The following is an 18,772-nucleotide window of genomic DNA, read 5'->3' as shown; positions in this document are numbered from 1 at the left end:
GTCTCACGTCACTTTCTATCAGCACTAATCTTCTTGTTCCCTGTAACTTAACTAGTAAAAACTCTAGTTTCAATCACTAATTAAAAATAAACGCAATTTTTTTTGTGTTTTATATTTAAAACACCCTGTATACCATTATTTACACGCTATCGATTGCGTATTTTATAGCAAGGTAAGAAGAGCCATTCTTCAAGCTACATCATGCATGTAAAATTGTGTCGAACTCAAAAACAAAAAAGCTCACGTGATCAGCGTGAGATTTTATTTAATTACATTCTTTTCAATGGCTTGACGACACTATCAAGCCCTTCAATTTTCAGAGCAAGGCACAGTTTCAATAAATCGCCGAGTTCGCCAGACGGGAATCCCTTTTTATCAAACCACAGCAAATATTCTTCAGGTAAGTCAATCAGTGTACGACCCGCGTACTTTCCAAATGGCATCTGCATTCGAGCCAACTTAATCAGGTTCTCTTTCTCTAGCATTATTCGGTCTTTACTATGCGTCATCTATGTTGTGTAGAGTATCACCTAAACGTTCAACCCAATAGTTGATCGCGTCTTTGGCATCATCCAGCGAATCAATCATGGTTGAAAAATCTTTGTTACCCGCTTCACGGTCGATGGCTGCAAACAGTGGTGTGCCCTCTTGAGCATCACTGACCAATAACTCTACACTCGCACTCCCAACATTGGTGTGCTCACCAGTCGTGACCTTAGATATGGTTGACATCGCAAGGCCAAACGGCAGAACGCTGCTCGTTACAGCTAAGAGCGGATTGGGCGTTTCAACGTTACTCAGAGCGATACTCAAGCGGAGCGTTTTTCCTGTCGGTTCATCGACAATCGTTTTATGAGGCGATATTTTATCTTCCAAGCGCGCAACCATGTGCTCAGTGAGTTCCTGAATCTCTTCCTGATCCAACGAACCTTCTTCTGTTAAAACAAAAATTTGGTCGATCACTACAGAATCGTAGTCATCTAACTTGGATTTCAAACGCTGCGCGTCACGTAGCCCAACCCTTGCCCAAACCAAGTCGACGCCTCCGTCAGGCCCAGCCTGAAAATCTTCGTAGCTGGTAAATTTAGTAGCGGTTCTAATTGGGCCGCCTGCACAACCAAGCAAGAAAATGCTGGTTGCAACAAGCAAAAGGACTTTTAAAGGGTTCATAACGCACTTAGTCAAAATTAAGGAATCTAATTAAGTATGACATACCCTATGTGAAAAGGTTGTAGAAAAAGGGGGTTAAAAATCAGAGCTAACTCTAAAATTAATCATGTTGAACAGTGTGTGCGTACTCTACAATTACCTGATTTCCTTCAATATAAGCATTTTGGATCTCACCATCAACACTCATTCTACTTTTCAGGTAGACCACTTTAGGCCCCGATTCATTGACCTCTTTTAGCGAGGGGAATACATTCCTTGGTTCCAAATGAAGTAAACGACAAAAATGACTAATGAAAGACATGGTTAATGGCGTCTCCCCTCTTAGCACTCTTGAGAAATCAAGCTGGTTCATGCCTAGCTTTTTTGAAAACTCCATCTGCGTAATTCGCATTCTCGATTTTTGTGACATCCACGTTTGATACAACGCGTCTCTGTCTAGTTCTGTGAATTCCATACCGGCTCCTTTATATAACTCATACCAATCAATTGTCCGGTTTTTCATACATGGCGTGTCAGGGGTCGGTTAGTGGAAACCAAAGGTTTGGTTTTGATATGTGCACAATTGTTGTACAGAGCGAAGCGAAACAACCCAAAGTCATTCACTAAAACGATTAGATCAAATGCTTTCTTTATTTATATCAATAATTTATACGTTAACGAACTAAACATATAGCAAGTTAATTTGCATCAAGAATTAAAAGTTCGAGATTGGCATTCCACATTTCAATCGATTGATTCGCATTTATAAAACTGGTTGGCTACATTTCGATTGCTCAAACGCACTTCTGGCAAACTATTTGAAAGAATAGGACGCAAAGCCACCGGTCTGTCTACAAATATTCTGTCTATGATAGCGGGGCCGCCACTTAATAGAATTTAAGTGTAAATGCATGCCGGGGTGTTCTCTTTTTTGTCGGCCAAATACAGTAAGGACAAATAATGAAACAACTCCAAAAAAAATCACTCATCGCGCTATCGCTTCTTAGCGTAAGCGGTGCAAGCTTCGGTCACGGTTATGTCTCGGCATACAACAATGGCGTAGCTGAGAGCCGTGTTGCCCTATGTAAGTTCCCTGCGAGTGATACGCAAGAGAAAAACACCAACTGTGGTGGTATCCAATACGAACCACAAAGTGTAGAAGGCCCTGAAGGCTTCCCAGAAGTTGGCCCTGCTGATGGGAAAATCGCCAGTGCGCAATCTTCTTTAGCAGCAGCACTAGACGAACAAAAGGCAGACCGCTGGGTTAAACGCCCTATCAAGTCTGGTTCTCAATACTTCGAGTGGACATTCACAGCTAACCACAAGACTCGCGATTGGAAATATTACATTACTCAACCCGACTGGAATCCAAACCAGCCGTTGGCTCGCAGCTCTTTTGACTTAACGCCATTCTGTGTTGTTGAAGGCAATATGGAACAACCACCGATGCAAGTCAGCCACTTGTGTAATGTGCCAGAACGCGAAGGTTATCAAGTGATCCTTGCGGTATGGAATGTGGGTGATACTGCAATGGCTTTCTACAACGTTATCGATGTGAAGTTTGATGGCGACGGCCCTATCATCCCGGATTGGGATCAAGGCGGTCAAATCAACCCAACACAAGACCTGAATGTTGGTGATGCTGTTTATACTCGCGTATTCGACCAATCCGGTGAGAACGCTTCATACAGCACTGAGCTTGTGATTGAAAGTACTGAGCAAGGCAAAGCCAATAACTGGTCTTACGCTCTTTCTTCTAAAATCAATCAAGAGCAGACGCAAATCAAAGCAGGTCAATTGAATGACCAAGGCGATTTCGCACCCGTTTACGGCACGAATCCTGTTTATCTAAAAGCAGGCTCTGGCTTTAACAGTGTCGAAATCGGCTACAAGATTGATACTCCAGAACCCGAGCATGATCTTGAAGTCTCGGGCTTAGAATCAGAGTACATTATCGATGAGAGCCAACCTACTCAGCTTGATCTTACGTTAGCGGCAACAGGCGATATCCAAGCTGAGCTTACCGTGTACAACCATCACCGTGAAGCACTTGCATCTCAGAAATCGGATCTAACAGACGGACAAGTTGAAGATGTTCAACTGACTCTTTCTAAGTCTGAAGCTGGCCACCACATGCTTGTGGTTGTGACGAAAGATGACCAAGGTAACTTAGTGGATCAGAACACGCTTGATTTCCACCTAATGGACGAGCAAACACCGCCACCAGCAGGCGACTACGACTTCGTGTTCCCAGAAAGCATTGAATCTTACACTGCAGGAACAAAGGTTCTAAGCAGCGATGGTGGCGTTTATCAGTGTAAAGAGTTCCCATACTCTGGCTACTGTGTTCAATGGGCTCCAACAGCAACTCAGTACGAACCAGGTGTCGGTTCACACTGGCAAAGTGCTTGGAACAAAGTGGACTAAGTACTCGCTAGATACTTACTTTGTATTGGGTGAGTTTTAGTCATCAACCAAACAAAAACGGATGCCCAAAGCATCCGTTTTCTTATTCTGTAACAGCTGAAGCATCAGTTATCAAAGTAGATAGTGGTCTGCCAACAGAGCAACAAACAAGATCATGAGATGATAGATGGAGAACTTAAAGGTCTTCATCGCCATATTAGGCTCATCACGATATTTAAGTATCCAAGCGTGATAAACAAACCCGCCGTTGAGCACCAATGAAGCGCTCAGATATATCCAACTGCTCATGCCAACCAACACAGGCAATATACATACGATGCTAAGCAACAAGGTATAGAGCAAAATAGATGTTTTGGTGTAAGCAATACCATGGGTCACAGGCAGCATGGGGATATTCACTTTGGCATACTCATCACGACGATGAATTGCCAACGCCCAGAAGTGCGGAGGCGTCCAAATAAAGATGATCATCACCAACAACCAAGCATTTGAGTGCAGTTCATTGGTAACCGCCGTCCAGCCCAGTAGAGGTGGCATTGCGCCTGCAATCCCTGCGATCACAATGTTTTGTGGCGTCGCTCGTTTTAAGTACATGGTATAAATCACCGCGTAACCCAACAAGCTTGCAAAGGTTAACCAAGCGGTGAGTTGATTGACCCACACCATTAACGTGGCAAACCCAAGTAAGCCGATACCCGCGGCAAAGCTGAACACACGTGAACTGCTGAGCTCTCCTGACGGCAAAGGTCGTCGGTTTGTGCGAGTCATTTGCCCATCGATCTTTTTGTCGATCAAATGGTTAAATGCCGCTGCCGAGCCTGCCATTAATCCTATTCCGATCATTCCAAACAGAGTTTGCTGTAAAGGTAATCCGTTGGGCACGGCCAAACACATACCCACTAAGGCCGTTAGTAACATCAAAGCCACTACCTTGGGTTTAGTCAGCGTTAAATAGACCTTCCAAGTAGCTTTGTTTTTTGCAGCTATTTCGTTACTTAAAGCTGTGTCATTGTTGGCTGCTATCTTATGAGTTAAGGCTGCGTCTTGAGCCACCACTTCATACTGTGTTGACGTTCTACTGACCATGATTACCTCCTTGTAATACACTATTCTTCACCAAGCTTTCACTCGGTTTGCGTTGCCACACCACAAAATTGGTTACAACCATGCTGATGAGCAACATCGCTGCGACTAGGTTATGCAAAACCGCGACTGAAATTGGCAAGTGAAACCATACATTACTGATCCCAAGGCTGATTTGAGTAAACAACACTATTGCGACAATCATGCTCAGCTTTTGGTGAGGCACTTGGCCAAACTTCCATAACTGGTACACGACCATCAGCACCGTTAATGTCGCCACAATAGCCCCGAACCTGTGCATGACATGTATGGTAAGCCTCGCGGGATACTCCAACACACCAAACTCATAGTTATCGTGTCCGTGTTGAGCAAAATCGAACGCATTTTTGAAATCGAGGTAGCTCATCCAGTTACCTTCACAAATAGGCAATTGGGTACACACCAAAGCGGCATAGTTTGACGATGTCCAACCACCAAGCAGTATCTGCCCAACCACAATGAGTAACCCAAACAACGCCCAAAATTTAAGTGTTGGAGAATAAGAAGCCTCGCCAAAACGGCTTTGGAATTGAGACAAACGGCAGTAGAGCAGACACAACAGTGACAGCAACGTGAAACCCCCCATCAAATGCGCCATAACCACAACGGGCATCAACTTAAGAGTCACCGTCCACATTCCAAGCAAAGCCTGAAAAATCACAGTGGCAGAGATAAGTAATGGAAGACCAACTGGTGTGATGTTCTTTTTAATACACCAAGCTACAACGACAAAGATAAGCAACCCTAATGTTCCTGCAAAGTAGCGATGGATCATCTCTATCCACGCTTTGTCTGCTTCAAGAGCTCGCTCTGGAAATTGCAGATTGGCTTGACTCACCGCTTGGGCATCAGACGGAACGGTGATCTTACCGTAACAACCCGGCCAGTCAGGACAGCCAAGGCCAGCATCAGACAGGCGTGTATAAGCTCCGAGAACAATCACGGTAAGGGTTAACAAGATAGTTAATCTCATCACAAGCATCAGTAAATCAGGGGCTTTATTCTGCATCACTTATCTCCCTATACTTATTCCCTTTCGCTGCTTAAGCTCAAGCATTTGCGCCATCAACTACCCAACTCGTGACAGCTTAAGTAGCTTTCTTAAATCATGAATCATACCTTTGGATTGCCCGACTAACTGCGACGGTTCCGACACGCTTTTGTACTCCATAACCAACTGTCCTAGCGGGTCAATAATGACAATGGAAGCCGGCGAAAACTCGGTGCTTAACTGATCACCACCAGCTAACAAAGATAAATCAGGCTTGTTGAGCGAACCCGACAACGAGTTACCTTCTGAGACGAAAACAACGGCGGTCACTCGCTCTTTGTTTTTCCCTAACGCTAAGTAGCTTTGATTCAAATAATGAAGCTGTTGTTCACACAAGCTTTCGCACTCCATCGGTGCGATATACCCCACAACCCAACCCTCTCCTGCCATGGGTACCGTTACGCCAAAATCCGCTAGTGTAATTCTTGGTTCTACCAATTCGCCTGAGTTAGTGACACCTGACGTATACCAATTCTGATCCAACACAGTTTTGGCGATAATGGCTGGCAAAGCGAAAATTAAAACGAGTCCGATTAATACCAAGCGTCCTTTAGTACGACGGCTTCTGAGCTCAGCCATGTTTGCCTCGGTAATTTCCCTGTTCACTTGTGCTTGAGATTTATCCATCCTTATTCCTCGTGATAGGTGTTGCTTTTAGGTACCGATAGCCAATCAACAACATCAAAAACAAAAGTACCGCAGCCATAACAAACCATTGAAATGAGTAACCAAAATGCTTCTCAGACCTCATCGCCGTTGGACGCCATAACATTTCATAGGGCCATGAATCTAAACTCTGAGGTTGGAAGACAAAGGGCAGCACTTCTTGTCCTGTATACTGTGATAACGCTGCTATGTTTAGGTTTTGGATTCTATTCGGTGTCGTATTTTCTAAACCCAACTCATGACTTAAAGGATTAATTGAGCGTGTATACAAGCGCCCTGACATTTTGGTTGGTACAGTGATACTTCCTAATTGCGGTAGTTCTCTTCTGTCATTACTTGCCGGAACAAACCCAAGATCGATCAACAACTGTTTTTCAGCCACTAAGGACTGGTTTCCATCTTCAAAGCGAACCTCACCCAACATGTAAATCACATACCCTACCGTTCCTTGGCTTATCTGGTTGTCTAACAAGAGCATCAAGCCGCTCGTATTGACTAATTCAACATCAGCCTTTAACCCGTTTAGGGTTTGAGGATTTAATGACTCTTGACCAGATAAATCCAGCTCTCGCAACTCAGAAATAACGACACCTAAAGGTTGTGACGAGAGATGTGCTCTCTCAGCTAATTGCTGTTCATAACGTAATTTCTCGTTACCACGATCGAGTTGCCACAAACCTAACTTGATTAAAGCGCCGACTGAAACCACAGTTAAAACAACCGCTATCCAAAAACCTTTACTGCGGAACTTGTGTTCATCATCAATCAATCGGTTTGGAGTTATCACTATGGCGTCATCTACCTTTGTTCTGTTATTTAAAGTCGTCTTGGTCGCTTTGCTGTTTTTTATCGCTTTCAATTTGATGAAAGGCCTAATCCAAATCGCCTCGGGCAAACACAATGGAAAAAGACTCAGTTACTTCTTGGGGCGTCGTGTCATGTGGTCAGCCGTTGTCGTGCTACTTTTATTACTTGCTCTGGGATCAGGAGTGATAACTCCCAACCCTCGCCCCTATTAATCCCCTATAGGCTCAATCGTTAAAGTACATAAACAAACACAAACAGGCCCAACCAAACCACATCAACAAAGTGCCAATACCAACTGCCCGCTTGGAACGCAAAGTGGTCTTTCGGAGTGAAGTGGTCTTTCGCAACCCTTGCCAGCAACACAATCAAAAAGATCGTCCCTAAACAGACATGTAAGCCATGAAACCCAGTCAGCAAAAAGAAGGTATTACCGTAGATGCCAGACTGAAGTGTCAGCCCCATCTCTTGATAAGCGTGAAGATACTCTTCAACTTGGAAGAACAGGAAGAAGCCAGCCAGAACAATGGTTATCTCCAACCACACGATCAAAGCCATACGCTTATTTTGTTCAAGACTGATATGTGCCATGTGCAGCGTCACAGAGGAAAGCAGCAGGATAATGGTGTTCTTAAGCGGGATACCTTGCCAAGGCATGGCTTGTGTCGTTACGCCATCAGGGGTCGTCGTTAGTGGCCAAATTGATTGGAACATCGGCCACAATACTTCATGGGTCATTTCATTATTGCCCGCACCACCAATCCAAGGCACAGAAATCATTCGAGCATAGAAAAGCGCGCCAAAGAAAGCGCCAAAGAACATGATTTCGGAAAAGATGAACCAACTCATTCCTTGTCTAAAAGAACGAGAAATCTGCTCAGAATAGAGACCACTCAATGATTCTGTGATCACATTGCTAAACCAACCTGCGAGCATGTAAAGCAGCACAGCAAACCCGACTAACAACACCGCTTTGCCAAACACACCACCTGCGGCGTCGGTACCCATGTTTTGCACCGTCAAGCCAGCGCCAACCGCGACCAAAAACAGTGCTACAGCACCCACCAATGGCCAGTGACTTTGATGTGGAACGAAATACACTTCCTTTTTAGAACTCATCGCTCAACTCCTTATGTTGATACTGGTTCTGTAAATTCCTAGTTACTTGCGAGTACGTTAGGCTCAGATTTATTGGCCGCAGCACCCACCTCATTCGTGATATTGAATAATGTGTAAGAGAGCGTCAGCGTATGTATCGATTCTGGAATATCTGGCTCAATGTAAAATATCAAACCCATTTCTGCGCTCTTGTGCCCGTCCAATGGCTGCTGATTAAAGCAAAAGCATTCCATCTTATTGAAGTAGGTTGCCCCCATACCTGGAGAAACCGACGGTACGGCTTGGCCAACCAATGAGGCTCCAGAAAGGTTTTTGGCAATGTAGTTAGTTTGAACCACCTCACCAGGATGAACCTCTAACACTCGAACTTCAGGCGAAAACTGCCATGGCATATCTGGCTTGATGTGGGACATGAATTCGACTCGAACCGTACGAGAGTAGTCTGGCTGCATTCCCTGAGGTTGCACCGCTGAAACAGTATTAGTTTTGCCATTGATGCCTAAGGCCTCACACATGACATCGTAGAGCGGCACCAAAGCGAAACCGAAGCAAAACATCGCAACCACGCTCAACACCAAGTAGCCCGTCAGCTTTTTGGTCGATCGCTTATTAGACAGGCGCTTAGGTTGTTTTTTATCTTGATTGGGATCGCTTTGCTTATCACTCATGGTTCTGCCCTCTAATCCACTTTCGGCGGATGGGTAAAGGTGTGGTGAGGCGCTGGGCTTGGTACTGTCCATTCAAGACCTTCAGCTCTATCCCAAGGCTTACTTGGCGCAGGCTCTCCCCCTCTTACGCACTTAATCGCTAGCCATAAGAAAATTAGCTGAGACAACCCAAACGCAAAACCACCAATCGACACGACTTGGTTAACGTCAGCAAACTGAATCGCATAATCAGGAATACGACGCGGCATACCCGCTAACCCTAAAAAGTGCATCGGGAAAAACAGTACATTAACTGAAATCACCGACGTCCAGAAATGCCACAGGCTGAGCTTGTGGTCGTACATATGTCCGGTCCACTTAGGCAGCCAATAATAGGCAGCAGCCATAATCGAGAACACGGCACCGGTTACCAGAACATAATGGAAGTGAGCCACAACAAAATAAGTATCGTGGTATTGGAAATCAGCTGGCACGATAGCGAGCATCAATCCAGATAACCCGCCAATCGTAAACAAAACAATGAAGGCAATCGCAAACAGCATTGGTGTTTCAAAGGTCAAAGCACCCCGCCACATGGTCGCTACCCAGTTGAAGACTTTCACACCGGTCGGCACCGCTATCAACATGGTGCAATACATGAAGAACAGTTCGGCAAATACTGGCATACCCGTGGTGAACATGTGGTGTGCCCAAACCAAGAATGACAACAGTGCGATACTACAGGTCGCATAAACCATCGAGTGATAACCAAACAGGCGCTTACCACTGAATGCAGGGATGATGGCTGAGACAATACCAAAAGATGGCAAGATCATGATGTACACTTCGGGGTGCCCAAAGAACCAGAATATGTGCTGGAACATCACCGGGTCCCCACCACCAGCGGCATCAAAGAAGCTAGTCCCAAAATACTTGTCAGTCAGTACCATAGTCACAGCCCCCGCGAGAACGGGCATCACGGCTATCAGCAAGAAAGCGGTAATTAACCATGTCCATACGAACATCGGTAGCTTGAACCAAGTCATACCCGGAGCGCGCATGTTCACTATGGTTACGATGACGTTAATCGCCCCCATGATCGAACTGATCCCCATAATATGAACTGAGAATACAAATAGCGCGGTACTGTCTGGGCCATAAGTTGTCGAGAGTGGCGCGTAGAAGGTCCAACCAAAGCTCGGGCCGCCACCCTCTGTAAACAAAGATCCGATTAAGATTAGAAACGCAAAAGGCAAGATCCAGAAACTGAGGTTGTTCATTCTCGGCAGCGCCATATCTGGTGCACCGATCATCATCGGAATCATCCAGTTAGCCAAACCCGTAAATGCAGGCATTACGGCACCGAATACCATTATTAAACCATGGACTGTAGTCATCTGATTGAAGAAATCTGGCTCAACGAGTTGCAAACCCGGTTGGAACAGCTCCGCACGGATCACCATCGCCATTGCGCCGCCCGTTAAGAACATTGCAAAGCTGAACCACAAATAAAGTGTACCAATGTCTTTATGATTGGTTGAATACAGCCAACGAGCCCAGCCTTTAGGTGCCGCATGTGAATCGTGATCATCAACAGGCAAATCATTATTGCCCAAGGTGCCTTCCGCAGAATGGCTCAGTACTTGATCTTCTGCTGGAGCCGATTTCACCGGCTTATTGATTGGTGAACTCATAACTGATCCTTAGCATCATTTTGTGCATCATCCGTTGAGCTTTCAGAACTGCCTTCTTGCTTCGCCTTATAAGCGTTGATATCTGAGGCCTGAACAATATCGCCGGTATCATTACCCCAAGCGTTTCGTTGATAAGTTACTACCGCTGCGATCTCTTTCTCGGTTAACTGATTATCGAATGCTTGCATCGCCGTACCGCCACGACCATAAACAATTGTGTCGATATGAACATCCACATCACCAAGGGCAATAGGACTTCCTTTGATGGCAGGGAATGCTCCAGGAATGCCCTCACCGTTTGCTTGGTGACAAACCGCACATCGAGTTTTGTAAACCTCTTCACCGATGGTATTCAACTCCGCCAAGGAAAGTGACGCATCTAATGCATCTTTTGCGGCTTGTTGTTCGGCTATCGCTAACTCTTTCTGCTCCGCTAGCCATGCGTCAAACTCATCTTCTTCCATGGCATGCACCACGATCGGCATGAAACCATGGGCACGACCACACAACTCTGCACACTGCCCTCGGTAAACACCAGGCTCATCTATCTTAGTCCAAGCCTCATTAATAAAGCCCGGAATGGTATCTTTCTTAACGGCGAATGCTGGCACCCACCATGAGTGAATCACATCATCGGAAGTCATCAAGAAACGGACTTTACGGTCAACAGGCAGTACCAGCGGCTTATCAACTTCTAGCAGGTAATGCGCGCCTTTCACTTCGAGGCCTTCAATCTCTTTGTCACTGGTCGCTAGAAGGCTGAAAAATTCGACGTCTTCACCAAAATAGCTGTAATGCCATTTCCATTGTGACCCGGTGATTTTAACGGTCAGATCTGATTGGGAGGTATCTTCCATCGCTATTAAGGTTTTGGTGGCGGGTATCGCCATAGCGATGAGAATGATGATAGGGATGATGGTCCAAAGAATTTCGACTTTCGTGCTTTCGTGAAAATGGGCAGCAACTGCGCCCTTCGATTTCCTGTGCCTCAAAATCGAATAAAACATCACACCAAAAACAACAAAGGCAATCGCACAACAGATGTAGAAGATCAGCATATGAAGTTCATACACCTTACCACTGATCTCAGTGACGCCTTGAGTCATGTTGTAATCACTGCTAGCGTGCACTAAAGGCGATACTAAAAGCACAACAAAACTCTTCAAAAGCCACGCTAGCCTAACCAGTAATCTTTTCAAAAGATCTCTCCTTGTCCTTCCTAATTGGATACTTGCGACCTAAATGTCGTTGCGAACTGGACAACATTCATTGTTATTCCGGCTACACATGAAAAGGCTGAATCTCAATCTACAACTCACATGGAACTAGCCTGTGAGCAGGCTACTGACCTCATATAAACCCAAGAACTAATACGGTTCAAAAGCGTTGGAGGTTTCCATGAAAGATTCAAAAACGGCGAATTTGTTAAATTTTGTTATATTTATGTAAAAGGCTAGTTAGTGATATCCAATTATTCAAGGTAAGTTTACTTACTAAACAGTCAATTATTTGAAGTGGCTTAATCTACGTGCCCTCTTGCCGTTGGAATTTATTTTATATCGAGTTTTACGATTGCCTCCATGGAAATGAGAATCAATATCACTTAAATTAAATCAACGGTAAGTCATACAGACATTAATAGGTTTAGTGATTATGCAAGATGCAATGAATTGGTTAGCGAGAGACCCAGATCCAAGAACTCGTGAAGAACTTCAACACCTCATCGATGAGGGAATGCACGACGAACTTGAAGACCGCTTTACTCAACGATTAGAGTTCGGAACGGCAGGACTTAGAGGCAAAGTTGGATGCGGCCCAAATCGAATGAACCGTTTAGTCATACAGGAAACAGCAACCGGGCTCGGCCACTACTTAATCGAACATGTCGCTAATGCGACCATTCGCGGTGTGGTCGTCGGTTATGACGGCCGTTTAGATTCAAAGCAGTTCGCGATTGATACCGCTTCCGTACTCACGGCTTTAGGCATTAAGGTTTATCTAACCTCGAACGTCGCGGCGACCCCTATCGTTGCCTTTGGTATTGAGCACTTCAACGCCGCAGCTGCCGTTGTGGTGACGGCCAGCCACAACCCACCGGAATACAATGGTTTCAAAGTGTACTGGGAGAATGGCGCTCAAATCATTCCTCCTCACGATGCGGGTATTGCCGCTGAAATCGATATCGCATCGACCAAGCCGCTCCCTTTAATGAGCCTAAGTGACGCTGAATCGCAAGGAAAGTTGGTGTGGTTAACTGAAGGCTATTATCAAACCTACCGCGCTGCGATAAATCAGAGCCCATACGTGAGTGACGAGATCGAATCGGCGAACACCACCATCACCTATACCGCAATGCATGGTGTCGGCGCACAAATGGCTGAGGATCTACTTCACGATTCTGGTTTCCATAAGGTGTTCAGCGTCGCCGAGCAAAGAGAGCCCGATGGTAACTTCCCGACCGTCAACTTCCCGAATCCGGAAGAAAAAGGCGCGATGGATCTGGTGGTTAACTTAGCAAAAAGTGTCGATGCCGACATTGCTTGTGCCAACGATCCAGATGCAGACCGATTTGCGGTTGCAGTGAGAACAGATGATGGCTCATACAAAATGCTAACAGGTGACCAAGTCGGCGTGCTATTCGCTCATTATCTACTCTCAAAGCCGCATACCAAAAACCAATTAGTTGGTAACAGTATCGTATCTTCAACATTGCTTGAAAAAGTAGCTCAATCCCACGGGGCGACTTATTTCCAAACGCTGACAGGTTTTAAATGGTTAGCGAATATTGGCATGCAATTGGAAAATGATCAGAACGACTTCTTGTTCGCCTATGAAGAAGCATTAGGCTACACAATTGGTACTCAAGTACGAGACAAAGATGGGCTGTCTGCCATCGTTGTTTTCGCTCAACTGGTTGAAGAGCTCAAATCTCAAGGTCGAACGGTCTGGGATCTTCTTGCTCAGATATCGTTGGAACATGGTGTACACACCAACGCACAACGCAGTATCGCGCTTGACCCAGATTCACCATCGATTGGTTCTAAGCTCCGCTCGGCACAGCCTAAAGCAATCAACGGTGTCGCTATCTCTGTAATTGAAGATTTGCAGTCTTCTTTACGCTTCGTCATTGGAGGCAATACTGAAGCCATTAACCTGCCTGCAAGTGACGTACTCATCTATCATCTCGAAGATGGTTCACGCATTATCGCAAGACCTTCCGGTACTGAGCCAAAAGTTAAGGTCTACTATGAGACGGTGACAAAATTTGAAGGGACAGAAACCTACGAAGACACTCGCCTGCGCGGTGAGAAGTACATGGAGAAACTGATTGAACAACACCAACAAGAGTTGAATTCATAGCGATTTAGCGCGTTCAACATGTAACGGTTAAATATAAAAAATGGACGCTCGTAGCGTCCATTTTTGTCTCAGCGGCTAACCACGAGAAGATGTCTGATTTGATTCGTCTACGAAGTAAAGAAAGAAGACAACATCCAGATAGCTAACACGATGAAAACTCCGCCCATGACTTTCTGTTGATAGGTACGAAACTTCGCGTTTTCTACGAGAGATTTACCAATCGTACCCACTAACGCCACCAGCAAAAAGTTAAACGTTAAGCCGAGAACATTCAGTAATAAACCCAGAACAAGCATCTGCTGACCGGAAGTCGCTTCAATATTCGTCGACACAAACTGAGGCAGAAACATCACAAAGAAAACCAAGGCTTTAGGGTTAAGCAGGTTGCTGATCAGCGCTCGTTGATAATAGGCTTTTGCAGCAAAATTATCGTTTAACTCCGGCGCATTACCCTGCTCTGTTCGCAGGCAATCCCAACCCATCTTCAACAAGTACGCGCCGCCTAACAAATGGAGAGCTTTAAGCGCTATTGGGCTCATTGCGATCAACGCTGATACACCCATGGCCGCTAATACTGTCAGAATGATTCCAGAAGTCGCATTACCTAGGCTTGCAAACACGCCGACCTTACGGCCATAGCTCATGCTTGAACTCGCAATCAGTAACATATCAGGGCCAGGTAAAAGAAGAAGTGCAACAACGGCAGTCAGGTAGACAGGTAAAATGGTTAAGTCGATCATGAGGGTCAGCATTGATAAAAACGGAGGCGGATTTTATATCAATTACTAACACCCTTCCAGATGCAATCAGTTGTTCGACGTTTATTTAATCGAATTAAAAACCAACATTAAGCGACAAAGCCAATTTATTAACTAAATAGAAAAGACTAATTAACTTGCTACCCATTCGATCTCAATCAATGTCGTATCGCCACACTTTAGGCGACCAAGGAAGATATCGCCTCGATGTACGGCCCCAACACCTTTTGGCGTACCTGTCATCACAACATCGCCGTCTAGTAAGGTGGTATAAGAAGACAGCTCTTCTAGGATAGTTTTTGGAGAGTAAAGCATCTGCTCAACATGTCCTTTCTGAACACGAACACAGTTAATAAACAACTCTAGGTTTAAGTCTGCAAGGTCTAAGTTATCAATTGGAACAAAGTGACTAAATACGGCTGAGCCATCAAAAGCTTTGGCGCGTTCCCAAGGTAAGCCTTTCGCTTTTAAGCTACTTTGCAACTCACGCTTGGTGAGGTCTAACCCTAAGCCCACGGCTGAGTATTGGCCATTTTCAACGATAAAGCAGATTTCAGCTTCATAGTGCAGTGCTTCTTGATGAAACGAAGAAAGAGAGGAAGTCACGCTGGTGCTTGGTTTATTAAACACCACCATAGAGTCAGGAATCGCATTGTTAAGTTCTTCAATGTGATCGACATAGTTACGCCCAACACACAGTACTTTTGTTGGGGTTGCTGTTCGTTTCGACTTCATCAGCTGTTCCTGATCGACAACGCTGCTCATAGTTTATCCCTGAACTATTTTTAGAGAGCAGAGTTTAGCGCATCATAAAATGAGAGTCTTCGACAAGATGATTACCGATCTCTAAATTCTGATCTTGAGCTCAATTCGATGATTTGAAAGCGTTTATACGAAGGTCGCAATAGTGCGAAATCACCATTCAAGACAAAAGCCCAAAACGAAAAAAGCCCTCTCTAACCAAAAGGTTTGAGAGGGCTTAGCATGGTGTCTAGGACAGTATCCTAAAAGGTAAACCTAAGGAGTAAACACTATGCTAAATCAGTCTGCGACTTATAGGTAGTAACGAGCACCAAGTAGCCATTGGTCGTCAGCTTTCTCTTTGTACTCACCAGAACCTTGTAGGTCGAATTGGTAACCAGCGAAGCCTACGAACTGAGATGTGAAGTTGTATTCAGCTTGTAGAGCAGTTGTAGCAAATACTGTTTCGCTCATCTTGTCATCTTCTACAGCTTCGTAGTTAACGCTTAGGTTAAGGCTGTTAGCTAGTGCGTAAGATGCTAAAAATTCGTAACCTGTAGACTCTGAAATAACGCCAAACTTACCATTATTCATGTAGTTGTTCGCTGCGTATACAGCTGCAACGTAAAGACCTTCAGAACCGTATGAACCGTAAGTTGCACTTAGTACATTAGAATCAGCAGTCTTTGAATCAGTACCAACATTAGCACCAGTACCGAAAGTAACGTGACCAGTATTGTAAGCGTAGTTCACAGAGAAGTTAGCGATATCGTAGTTCAGAGCGATTTGACCGCGGTTACCGTACTTATTCTCTGAAGCAACTTCGTTGTATTCTTCGTCAGAAACCTTACGACCTTGCCATGCAACGCCAATTGCTAGAGAGCCAGCGTTACCGAAATCCACAGCGTTAGCGTAGCTCACCATCTCTTCAGCACGACCAGTACCTAGATTACCGTGATCTTCGTAGATGAAGTCATTCGCGAATGCGATTGGCATATCAGCAACACCAGCAACGTTGTAGTAAGGTGCCCATTGAGTACCTACTGCTGCACGACCGTAATCATCGTGAGAAAGGCCAACGTAACCAAGACGAGTTGTGAATGACTGATCACCACCGTCTAGCATGTTTAGCGCCCATTCACCTTTAGCATCAGCAGTAAAGCCGTTACCAAGTTCATGAGTTGCACCGAAGTTGATACGTGGAGAAACAGTTTCTACACCGATGTCGTCGCTGTTAAGGCGGTCATCGCTGTTTACATCACCAACTGCAACTGAAACGTGGCCGCCAACAGAGAATGTTGTGCCGTCTTCGTTGTAAAGTTCTACTGCAACTGCCTGTGTACCAAATACTGCACCAGAAATTGCTAGCGCTAAAAGTTTCTTATTCATTGTCATATCCATTATGTAACTGGGTGAGTTATTCACTAACAACCTCGTGCTTACGGAGAAGTTGTTACCTGCATTTAACAAGTAGCCAAACCCTAATATACGAATGACAAGAAAGTTGCATTAAAATATATAAAATAAAAAAAATCGCACTATAAAAAACAAAAATACCCTTTAAAACAGTTGATTAACAAGACAATTGCTGGGATCTCCTTTCATTCTTTGAGATAAATACTTTGATTATTTTTGATTTTATAATCACTAAAAAAGCATTAAAAATCTAAACCCAAGGTAACTCATCAGACCATCGAGAGGCTCGCCTTTGCCTTTGAAACATTTTGTAACACGTAGAGCTCAGCTGAAATATTTAGCTTTGTGAAACAAATCCCAATATGAGCTAGGAAAAATCGTTCAATAGAAAGTTCATTAGAGAAAAACAAAAAAAGGGCAACCAATCAGCGACTGGTTGCCCTTCATAACTCATCATTGAACTCTTATTTGAAGCAAACCTCAGCCCAACGAGCTAAACCTGCAGTTACTGAACCGAAGTAATTACCACTCACAATCGGTACATTCGGCACAGCTTGTTGTACGGCTTCACGAAGTATCGGTGAACGAGCGGAACCACCCGTCATGTAGATTACGTCTGGCTTTTTCTGGCCTTGTTGAATCGCTTCTTTAACCAACTCAATCATCTTAGACTTTGGTGTTTCAATCGCTTCAACCATCTGTTCGACTGAGATATCTACCTCGACCAGTTCAGAGGCAACATTAATCGCAGCACGATATTGAGGGGATTCTGCCAGCGCAATCTTGGCCTCTTCCGCTCTACGCACAATACCGTAACCCAAAGTGTCGTGATAAACCTTCATCAAACGTTCTAGCTTTTGAGGCTCTGACGCTTCTTTACGAAGTAATTTTAATGCCGCTAGGTTTTCTCTTGAATAGAAGTTCTTTTGAGCTTCAACATTATTAATCGCAATTGGGTTCCAGAATTGAGTCAGTGGCATATCAATACCCGAAATGCCTTTGCTGCCCATACCAAAAGGTGACATCAGTTGTTTGAATGCAAGATAGATATCGAGGTCATTCCCCCCTACCCTTTGCCCACTGTGTGCCAACAAGCTCTGGGTACGATCCGCTTTACCAGACCACGTTGGTCCCATTTCTAATAATGAGCAATCGGTGGTACCACCGCCAATATCAACAACCAATACTGTTTGGTTTTCAGTTAATGTGCTTTCGTAATCAAGGCCTGCGGCTACGGGCTCAAATTGAAAAGCGATATCAAGGAAACCGGCACGCTTAGCTGCGCGAGACAGTATGTCTTCAGCTTGTCTGTTCGCCTCTTCACCACCTCGACCGTGGAAGTTAATTGGTCGGCCGATAACAGCTTGCTTGATCTGCTCTTGAGTCGTGAGTTCGGCTTGATTCTTGATATTTGCCATCATGGCGCACACTAAATCTTCGAAAAAGCTCACCTGCACATCATGCAGTCCACTCGCGCCAAGGAAAGATTTAGGGGACTTAACATAATAAACATCGCGAGGGTCTTCTAAATATAAGTCCAACGCAGCCTGACCAAATGCCATGTCTTCTGGCACTAAGTCGATACTCTCTTCTCTGTTCAGCGCAATCGCACGTCGTAGTACTTGCTCACCGATCGCATCACTCGGCTTGATATTCAAGTGGCGGAATAGATGTTCAGAAACACTCTCACGAGTAGGCGCAAACACGGTTGAGGGAATATAGTGGTTGTTACCTTCTAGCGGTAACAGGCTTGGCTCTCCATTAACCATCGCCGCGACAGAACAGTTCGCTGTTCCATAATCAAATCCAATAAACATA

At 44.8% G+C, this 18,772-nt stretch carries 18 protein-coding genes and 1 riboswitch; of the genes, 3 read left to right on the top strand and 15 right to left on the bottom strand.

Annotation, left to right across the window (positions count from 1 at the left end; all coding sequences use genetic code 11):
- Positions 1–269: 269 nt before the first annotated feature.
- From AB4133_RS13770 to AB4133_RS13760, 3 genes are all read right to left on the bottom strand, one after another.
- Positions 270–485, bottom strand: a complete 216-nt coding sequence (locus AB4133_RS13770) for a DUF3820 family protein (RefSeq protein ID WP_004730103.1) — start codon at positions 483–485, stop codon at positions 270–272.
- A 13-nt stretch (positions 486–498) separates the two neighbouring features.
- Complete coding sequence (locus AB4133_RS13765) at positions 499–1,170, bottom strand: DUF3313 domain-containing protein (RefSeq protein WP_372224770.1); 672 nt, start codon at positions 1,168–1,170, stop codon at positions 499–501.
- Between the two features lie 100 nt (positions 1,171–1,270).
- Positions 1,271–1,624, bottom strand: a complete 354-nt coding sequence (locus AB4133_RS13760) for a hypothetical protein (protein ID WP_017068634.1) — start codon at positions 1,622–1,624, stop codon at positions 1,271–1,273.
- A 323-nt stretch (positions 1,625–1,947) separates the two neighbouring features.
- A riboswitch (cyclic di-GMP riboswitch) is annotated at positions 1,948–2,037 on the top strand.
- A 72-nt stretch (positions 2,038–2,109) separates the two neighbouring features.
- Here AB4133_RS13760 and gbpA point away from each other — a divergent pair.
- On the top strand, positions 2,110–3,576 hold the full coding sequence (gbpA, locus tag AB4133_RS13755) for an N-acetylglucosamine-binding protein GbpA (RefSeq protein WP_372224767.1): 1,467 nt from the start codon (positions 2,110–2,112) through the stop codon (positions 3,574–3,576).
- Positions 3,577–3,687: 111 nt separating this feature from the next.
- Here gbpA and cyoE read toward each other — a convergent pair whose 3' ends face one another.
- Genes cyoE through AB4133_RS13735 form a run of 4 tightly spaced genes read right to left on the bottom strand, consistent with a single transcriptional unit; the run spans position 3,688 to position 7,316 of the window.
- A complete protein-coding gene (cyoE, locus tag AB4133_RS13750) occupies positions 3,688–4,662 on the bottom strand; it encodes a heme o synthase (RefSeq protein ID WP_108122073.1) in 975 nt (324 codons plus the stop codon).
- A complete protein-coding gene (locus AB4133_RS13745) occupies positions 4,652–5,707 on the bottom strand; it encodes a heme A synthase (protein ID WP_136973807.1) in 1,056 nt (351 codons plus the stop codon). The genes cyoE and AB4133_RS13745 overlap by 11 nt, the downstream gene beginning before the upstream one ends.
- 60 nt (positions 5,708–5,767) lie before the next feature.
- Positions 5,768–6,376, bottom strand: coding sequence for a hypothetical protein (locus AB4133_RS13740; protein WP_017061753.1), 609 nt, complete (start codon positions 6,374–6,376; stop codon positions 5,768–5,770).
- Positions 6,369–7,316, bottom strand: coding sequence for an SURF1 family protein (locus AB4133_RS13735; protein ID WP_083190249.1), 948 nt, complete (start codon positions 7,314–7,316; stop codon positions 6,369–6,371). Before AB4133_RS13735 ends, AB4133_RS13740 begins: the two co-directional genes overlap by 8 nt.
- On the opposite strand from AB4133_RS13735, the gene AB4133_RS13730 reads away from it, so the two are divergent.
- Positions 7,204–7,434, top strand: coding sequence for a DUF2909 family protein (locus AB4133_RS13730; RefSeq protein WP_017066085.1), 231 nt, complete (start codon positions 7,204–7,206; stop codon positions 7,432–7,434). The genes AB4133_RS13735 and AB4133_RS13730 overlap by 113 nt on opposite strands.
- A gap of 19 nt (positions 7,435–7,453) precedes the next feature.
- On the opposite strand, the gene AB4133_RS13725 is transcribed toward AB4133_RS13730, so the two are convergent.
- From AB4133_RS13725 to coxB, 4 genes are read right to left on the bottom strand one after another with little or no spacing between them, the layout of a single operon-like run.
- Entirely contained in the window at positions 7,454–8,338 is an 885-nt protein-coding gene (locus AB4133_RS13725; RefSeq protein ID WP_009845661.1) for a cytochrome c oxidase subunit 3, read from the bottom strand.
- Positions 8,339–8,376: 38 nt separating this feature from the next.
- On the bottom strand, positions 8,377–9,006 hold the full coding sequence (locus AB4133_RS13720) for a cytochrome c oxidase assembly protein (RefSeq protein ID WP_017064839.1): 630 nt from the start codon (positions 9,004–9,006) through the stop codon (positions 8,377–8,379).
- An 11-nt stretch (positions 9,007–9,017) separates the two neighbouring features.
- Positions 9,018–10,679 carry a cytochrome c oxidase subunit I gene (gene ctaD / locus AB4133_RS13715; protein WP_017061756.1) on the bottom strand — a complete coding sequence of 554 codons (1,662 nt, stop codon included), beginning with the start codon at positions 10,677–10,679 and terminating at the stop codon, positions 9,018–9,020.
- On the bottom strand, positions 10,676–11,878 hold the full coding sequence (coxB, locus tag AB4133_RS13710; protein WP_017061757.1) for a cytochrome c oxidase subunit II: 1,203 nt from the start codon (positions 11,876–11,878) through the stop codon (positions 10,676–10,678). Before coxB ends, ctaD begins: the two co-directional genes overlap by 4 nt.
- Before the next feature lie 454 nt (positions 11,879–12,332).
- On the opposite strand from coxB, the gene AB4133_RS13705 reads away from it, so the two are divergent.
- On the top strand, positions 12,333–14,039 hold the full coding sequence (locus tag AB4133_RS13705) for a phospho-sugar mutase (protein WP_372224764.1): 1,707 nt from the start codon (positions 12,333–12,335) through the stop codon (positions 14,037–14,039).
- Between the two features lie 107 nt (positions 14,040–14,146).
- On the opposite strand, the gene AB4133_RS13700 is transcribed toward AB4133_RS13705, so the two are convergent.
- The 4 genes from AB4133_RS13700 to yegD all read right to left on the bottom strand — a co-directional run bounded on the left by AB4133_RS13700 (position 14,147) and on the right by yegD (position 18,771).
- Positions 14,147–14,779 carry a LysE family translocator gene (locus AB4133_RS13700; RefSeq protein ID WP_017064843.1) on the bottom strand — a complete coding sequence of 211 codons (633 nt, stop codon included), beginning with the start codon at positions 14,777–14,779 and terminating at the stop codon, positions 14,147–14,149.
- A 150-nt stretch (positions 14,780–14,929) separates the two neighbouring features.
- Positions 14,930–15,562, bottom strand: coding sequence for a fumarylacetoacetate hydrolase family protein (locus AB4133_RS13695; protein ID WP_372224763.1), 633 nt, complete (start codon positions 15,560–15,562; stop codon positions 14,930–14,932).
- Between the two features lie 288 nt (positions 15,563–15,850).
- On the bottom strand, positions 15,851–16,927 hold the full coding sequence (locus tag AB4133_RS13690) for a porin (RefSeq protein WP_372224761.1): 1,077 nt from the start codon (positions 16,925–16,927) through the stop codon (positions 15,851–15,853).
- 491 nt (positions 16,928–17,418) lie between these two features.
- Complete coding sequence (gene yegD / locus AB4133_RS13685; RefSeq protein WP_017064846.1) at positions 17,419–18,771, bottom strand: molecular chaperone; 1,353 nt, start codon at positions 18,769–18,771, stop codon at positions 17,419–17,421.
- Position 18,772 lies beyond the last annotated feature (1 nt).

It is taken from the genome of Vibrio sp. 10N.286.52.F8 (assembly GCF_041468745.1).
GTDB lineage: Bacteria > Pseudomonadota > Gammaproteobacteria > Enterobacterales > Vibrionaceae > Vibrio > Vibrio crassostreae_C.
This window is presented reverse-complemented; position numbering and strand designations above follow the sequence as displayed.